The sequence below is a fragment of the Mesorhizobium sp. M7A.T.Ca.US.000.02.2.1 genome (assembly GCF_003996995.1).
Classification (GTDB): domain Bacteria; phylum Pseudomonadota; class Alphaproteobacteria; order Rhizobiales; family Rhizobiaceae; genus Mesorhizobium.
Genome location: NZ_RZTT01000373.1, coordinates 1 through 5975, shown reverse-complemented (window position 1 = coordinate 5975; position 5975 = coordinate 1). Strand labels below are relative to the sequence as shown.

The 5975-nt window shown below is 63.8% G+C and carries 5 protein-coding genes; 2 read left to right on the top strand and 3 right to left on the bottom strand.

Annotation, left to right across the window (positions count from 1 at the left end; all coding sequences use genetic code 11):
- Nucleotides 1-129 precede the first annotated feature (129 nt).
- Both EOD15_RS26800 and EOD15_RS26795 read left to right on the top strand, forming a co-directional pair.
- Nucleotides 130-339, top strand: coding sequence for a DUF680 domain-containing protein (locus EOD15_RS26800; protein WP_127321943.1), 210 nt, complete (start codon nt 130-132; stop codon nt 337-339).
- 75 nt (nt 340-414) lie between these two features.
- On the top strand, nt 415-1374 hold the full coding sequence (locus EOD15_RS26795) for an SDR family oxidoreductase (RefSeq protein WP_127321944.1): 960 nt from the start codon (nt 415-417) through the stop codon (nt 1372-1374).
- A gap of 63 nt (nt 1375-1437) precedes the next feature.
- Here EOD15_RS26795 and EOD15_RS26790 read toward each other — a convergent pair whose 3' ends face one another.
- The 3 genes from EOD15_RS26790 to EOD15_RS26780 all read right to left on the bottom strand — a co-directional run.
- Nucleotides 1438-1596: a DUF3309 family protein gene (locus EOD15_RS26790; RefSeq protein WP_023810914.1), complete on the bottom strand. Its 159-nt coding sequence runs from the start codon at nt 1594-1596 to the stop codon at nt 1438-1440.
- 92 nt (nt 1597-1688) lie between these two features.
- Nucleotides 1689-4868: an efflux RND transporter permease subunit gene (locus EOD15_RS26785; protein WP_127321945.1), complete on the bottom strand. Its 3180-nt coding sequence runs from the start codon at nt 4866-4868 to the stop codon at nt 1689-1691.
- A gap of 82 nt (nt 4869-4950) precedes the next feature.
- Nucleotides 4951-5975 (bottom strand): efflux RND transporter periplasmic adaptor subunit (locus EOD15_RS26780; RefSeq protein WP_127408994.1); only part of this gene is annotated, 1025 nt, incomplete at its 5' end.

Sequence of the window (5975 nt, the reverse complement as noted above, 5' to 3'; positions counted from 1 at the left end):
GTCGATTTCAGTCATTCATTTATGAATACCAGAACGCCATCTGTAGTCAATTTCCATTCGCATTCGGAGCGACCATATTCCGGCTGCAGACACCAACACGGACTGCAAACACCAACCAGGAGAACTCAGATGACCAAGATCGCTCTCACCGCCGCCGCCATCCTCATTTCCGTCAGCGCCGCTTTTGCCGGCAGCGACAAGTTTGGGTCGAACGACGCCAGCCAGCCGGCTGTCACCAGCACCGACAACACGACCACCGCTTCGATCCACAACCCGGATGCGGCCGTCCGGCAACCGGTCACGCAGGGCAGCAACCGCGACCTCTTCGGCAGCCGCTGATCTCGATCGCGCTTGTCGCTGATCCCGATCGCGCGTCCAGACCACCACGCAAATCCCAACCCAGGAGTGCTTCCAATGACCAGTATCGCAATTCTCGGTGCCAGTGGCCGGCTCGGCCGCGTGGTCGCCAAGGCCTTCATCGACGCGGGCTACGAGGTTCGCGCAGTCACCCGCAACGGCAAGGTGCCGGCCGAACTCAAAGGCGCCACAGCCGTTGCCGGTGACGCGCTCGACCGCGAGGCCCTCATCCGCGCCACGCAAGGTGTCGATATCATCTTCAACGGCCTCAACCCGATCTACACCGACTGGGGCAAGTGCCTGCCGATGGCGCAGAATGTTATGGCTGCCTGCCATGCGAATGGCGCACTGCACCTCTTCCCCGGCACCGTTTACAATTACGGCTCACCGATGCCGGCGGTGATATCGGAAGACACACCCTTCCATCCGAGCACGCAAAAGGGCCGCATCCGCTGCGCCATGGAGGAATTGTTTCGTCGCGAGGCCGACGCGGGCCGCGTCCGCACCATCCTTCTGCGGGCCGGCGATTTCTTCGGCGGCACCGGCAGCGGATCATGGTTCGACCTGATCGTCGCCGCCAAGATCAACAAGGGTATCTATACGGCGCCCGGCCCGGTCGACCTCGTGCATGAATGGGCCTACCTGCCGGATCTGGCCAAGGCTTTCGTCGGACTGGCGCAGAACCTGGACAAGCTCGGCGCCTATGAAGCCTTCAACTTCCCGGGCCATCCCGTCACCGACCTGGAGATCAAGGCGGCCGCGGAGAAGGCGCTTGGACGCCCGCTCAAGATGACCTCGATGGCGTGGTGGGTGCTGCGCGCCGGTAGCCCGTTCGTGGCGATGTGGCGTGAGATCGTGTCGATGTCCTATCTGCGCTTCGAACCGCACCAACTGGCGTCGGCAAGGCTGGAAGGCATCATCGGCGCGATCCCGCACACGCCGCTGAATCAGGCCGTCACTGAAGCTCTCGGGGATATCGGCATTGCCACCGTGACCGGCGTTGCGAAAGCTGCCTGACCTCCGCGATGGCGGGCGATGCTCCTCCGCACATTAACAATCTCCGAGGACTGAGAGGGCGCCTCAGAGCCGTCCCATCAACAGCAGCACCATAAGCACCACCAGCACCACGCCGACAATACCCGAGGGCCCATAGCCCCAGGAGCGCGAATGCGGCCAGGCCGGCACCGCGCCGATGAGGATAAGGACCAGGACGATGATGACGATGGTGGTGATCGGCATGAGAACCCCGCAATTCGACTTTTCGCCCAAGAACAATGCAAAAGGCCGCCCGGTTGTTCCGGGCGGCCTTTGCCGGTCAAATCGGCAATGATCTATTCGGCGGCTTTCGGAAAGGCGATATCCGGCTCAGCTCCGGCATCCCGCCCTGGCGCATCGGTCGAGGAAATGTCGCCCTTGCCGCGCCGGAACAGACGGCTGATCAAGCCGCGCCGTGCGCCCGGCTTGACCTTGGCGCGGGTGAACACCATCAGCATCGACGGCGTCACCACCAGCGTCAGCACCGTGGCGAAGGACAGGCCGAAGACGATCGCCGATGAGAGCGAAATCCACCATTGCGTCGACGGCGCGTTGATCGTCGTCTCGTGATGGAAGATTTCCAGCCCGAGGCCGAAGGCGATCGGCAGCACGCCGAGAATGGCCGACACAGCCGTCAGCACGACCGGGCGGGCGCGCTCGCGGCAAGTCTGCAGCACCGCCTCGACCTTGTCCCAGCCTTCTTCACGCAGCCGGTCATAGGTGTCGATCAGCACGATGTTGTTGTTCACCACCACGCCGGCCAGAGCGATGACGCCGATGCCCGACATGACGATGCCGAACGTCTCGCCGGTTATCAGCAGCCCGAGGAACACGCCGATCGTCGCCATGACCACGCAGGACAGCACCAGCCAGACGCTGGTGAACTTGTTGAACTGCGCCAGAAGCACCAGGAAAATCAGGAAGATCGCCGCCCCGAAGGCCTTGCTGAGGAAGGCGCTGGCTTCGGCGCTGTCCTCGTTCGAACCGGCCAGCTTCCAGCGGATGCCGCTGCCGAGATCCATGTCGGAGACGGCCTTGGTGACCTGCTCCTGCACAGCCGCGACCTGAGCGCCGGCGGCGACGTTGGCCTGGACGACCACCGTACGCGCGCCGTCGATGCGGTTGAGGATGCCGACCGTCGGCTCCGGCTTGCGCACGACGAAGTTCGAGATCGGCACCGAGCCTTGTGAGGTCTGCACCCTGAGTTCGTCGAGCGTCGACAGCGTGCGCCGGTCTTCGGGCAGCCGCAACCTTATGTCGACCGCGTCGTCGGCTCCGGCAGGCCGGTATTCCGAGAGTTTCAGCCCGTTGGTCACCAGTTGCACCACCGTCCCGACCGAGGTTGGGCTGATGCCGTACTGCGCCGCCTTGGCACGATCGACCTCGAGCGCCCAGTCGACACCGGGCGGCGGCAGGCCGTCGGAAATATCGATGAGGCCGGGCACCTTGCCGATGCGCGCCGCGACCTCACGGGCCTTGTCGTCGAGCCCCTTGGGGTCGACGGCCGAAAGCCTGATCTGGATCGGCTTGCCGGTCGGCGGACCGGCTTCCGGCACGCGCACCTCGACATCGACGCCGGGAATGCCGGCCATGACGCCGCGCAGATCGTCCAGGATGTGGTTCGCCGACTTGCGCTCGCGCCAGTCGATAAATTCGTACTGGATGACGCCGACGACGTCTTCGGGGATATCCTGGCCGCCGCCTTGCGTCTTGCCGACGCGGGTGTAGACCGACTTCACACCCGGCCAGCCGAGCAGCCTGTCTTCCGCGATCTTGGTCGCGGTATCCATTTCGGCCAGCGAAAGATTGCCGCGCGCATGCACGTAGAGCAGGCCATAATCCGGCTCGACATTCGGGAAGAACTCGACGCCGGCGCCATATTTCGAATAGGCAAAGCCGACGCCGAACAAGAGCGCGACGGTCAGCACCAGCACGGTGATGGGGAAGCGCACCGCCTGCTTGACGATCGCCATGTACCAGCCGTCGCGATTGTCATCCTCATGATGCGGCGGCGCCTTGGCGAAGATCGCACCCAGCGTCGGCGCGAAGACAAGTGCGTAGAGCATCGAGGCCGATAGCGTGACGATCAGCGTGATCGGCATGTACTTCATGAAGTCGCCGATGATGCCCGGCCAGAACAGCAGCGGTGAGAAGGCGGCGATGCGCGTCATCGTCGCGGCGATGACCGGACCGGCCATGCGCTTGGCGGCGAGCGCGAAGGCTTCCTCCTTCGGCATGCCCTCGCTCATCCGTCGTTCGGCGAACTCGGTGACGATGATGGCATCGTCGACCAGCATGCCGACGGCCAGGATCAGGCTGAACAGCACGATCATGTTGATCGTGTAGCCCATCATCGCCAGCAGCAGGATGCCGATCAGGAAGGACGACGGAATCGCTAGCCCGATGAGCAGCGAGGCGCGGCCGGACAGCGCGTAGAGGATGACGATGAACACCAGAATGACGGCGATCATCACATGGTTCTGCAGGTCGCCGAGCAGCTGGTTGACGAAGACCGACTTGTCCTGCGTGTAGGTGACGTTCATGCCCTCGGGCATCGACTTGACGAACTCGTCGGACACCGTTCGCACCTTGGCGATGGTGTCGATCAGGTTGGAGCCGATGCGCTTCTTGACTTCGATGGCGATGGCCGGCTTGCCGTTGAGACGGGTCACCGTCTCGGCATCCTTGAAGGTCGAACGGATCGTCGCGATGTCCTTGGCCTGCACCACGGCATTGGGGCCGGCGACCACCGGCAGTGCGGCGACATCCTCCGGCGTCTCGATCAGCGACGGTACCTTGACGGCGTATTTGCCCTCCGAGCCTTCGATATTGCCGGCGGCGACCAGGCTGTTGGAGTTGCCGACCGCACCGATCAGTTGATCGAGTTGCAGCCCATAGGAAGACAGCTTCATCGGATCGATGACGACCTCGACGAGATCGTCGCGCGCACCCTGCAGCGAGCCCTCGAGAACACCGGGAACCTCCTCGATGCGGTCGCGCAGTTCACGCGCGGCGGCGGTCAGCACGCGTTCAGGCAGATTTCCCGAGAGGGTGACGACGAGCACGGGAAATTCGGAAATGTTGACTTCGGTGACGACAGGTTCTTCCGCCGCCTGCGGCAGGTCGGCCTTGGCGTCCTGCACCTTGCTGCGCGTGTCCTGCAGCGCGGTGGCCAGATTGGTCTGCGGCTGGAATTCGACCAGCACGTAGCCGCCGCCCTGGAAAGCGGCCGAACGCATCTCCTTGAGGCCCTTCAGGCTTTTCAGCTTGCTTTCCATCGGCCGCAGCAGAAGCCGCTCCGAATCCTCGGGCGAAATGCCCTGGTAGATCAGGCTGACATACATCATCGGAATCGGAACGTCGGGCTCCGCTTCCTTTGGCGTCGCCTGATATGCGACCCAGCCCGCCAGCAGAAGGAAGACGAGGACCGAAATGGTCAGGCGGGCATTGTTGATTGCGAGTCTGACGATATCCATGGCTAACGCCTGTTCTTGAATTTTCACGAGCTGCGTCGCAGCCGATTGTCCCCGCCCAGGGCTAGTCCGTCGCGATCTCTTGCTACTGCGTGCCGGCCGTCGCTTCGCCGAGCAGCTTCTTGATGATCGCTTGGTCGGCCTCGACCGGATTGACCAGATCGCCTTCCTTCACCAGTTCCTGGCCGGCGACGATGATGCGGGCGTCGGCCGGTATGCCGCCGAGGACGAGGCCTGTCGGCGTGTCGTCGACGAGGTCGATGGGGAAGAACGCCACCTTGTTGTCCTTGCTCACGGCACGGATGCCGAGGTCGCCCTTGTCGCCGAGCGTCACAACCGAGCGCGGCAGCAGCACCGCGTCGGTCGGCTGTGCGTTGAGCGCGATTTCCGCCGTCATGCCGGCCGGCACGGAGCCGTCGGCATTGGGGACGGCAACCTCGACGCGGAAGGTGCGGGTCGCCGACGAGGCGTCGCGGCTGATGTAGCGCACGGTGCCTTGGACGGTCTGGCCGCTGACCAGCCGTATGGTGGCCTTGTCGCCGAGCTTGAGGTAGCCGAGATCGCGCTCGCTGACTTCGCCGCGGGCAATCACCGGATCGAGCTTGAGGATGGTCGCCACCTCGCCGCCTTGCATGATGGAGCTGCCAAGTTCCACCGGCACCCGGTCGATAACGCCGTCGAAAGGCGCCTTCACCTCGTTGCGGTCGAGTTCGGCCTGTGCCGTTTCCAGTTGCGACTGCGCCGAGGTCAGGTTCGAGCGCGCGGTGTCGAGCTGCAGCTTCGGCAGATTGCCTGATTTCATCAGCCGCAAGGCTGCGTCCAGCTCGGCCTGACGCTGCACCACCAATTGCTTGGCGTTGTCGACCATCGAGATCTTTTCTTCCGCCGCAAGCATCAGCACCAGATCCCCCGTCTTGACGTGATCGCCTTGCTTGACAGGCAGCTTGTCGATGACACCGGCGACGCGCGTCGCCAGCACCGCCCGCTTGTCGGCTTCGGTCAGCCCGGAAATGCGGATGGCACGTGCATAGGTCTTGCGTGGCGGCGTCACCACAGCGACCGTGCGCAGCGGTGCCTTCGGCTCGGCTTCCGCCGGCTTCGGCTTCGCCG

Coding starts and splice junctions, on each gene's coding strand:
- EOD15_RS26795 (WP_127321944.1), top strand. CDS start 415: ATGACCAGTATCGCAATTCTCGGTGCCAGTGGCCGGCTCGGCCGCGTG.
- EOD15_RS26800 (WP_127321943.1), top strand. CDS start 130: ATGACCAAGATCGCTCTCACCGCCGCCGCCATCCTCATTTCCGTCAGC.
- EOD15_RS26785 (WP_127321945.1), bottom strand. CDS start 4,868: ATGGATATCGTCAGACTCGCAATCAACAATGCCCGCCTGACCATTTCG.
- EOD15_RS26790 (WP_023810914.1), bottom strand. CDS start 1,596: ATGCCGATCACCACCATCGTCATCATCGTCCTGGTCCTTATCCTCATC.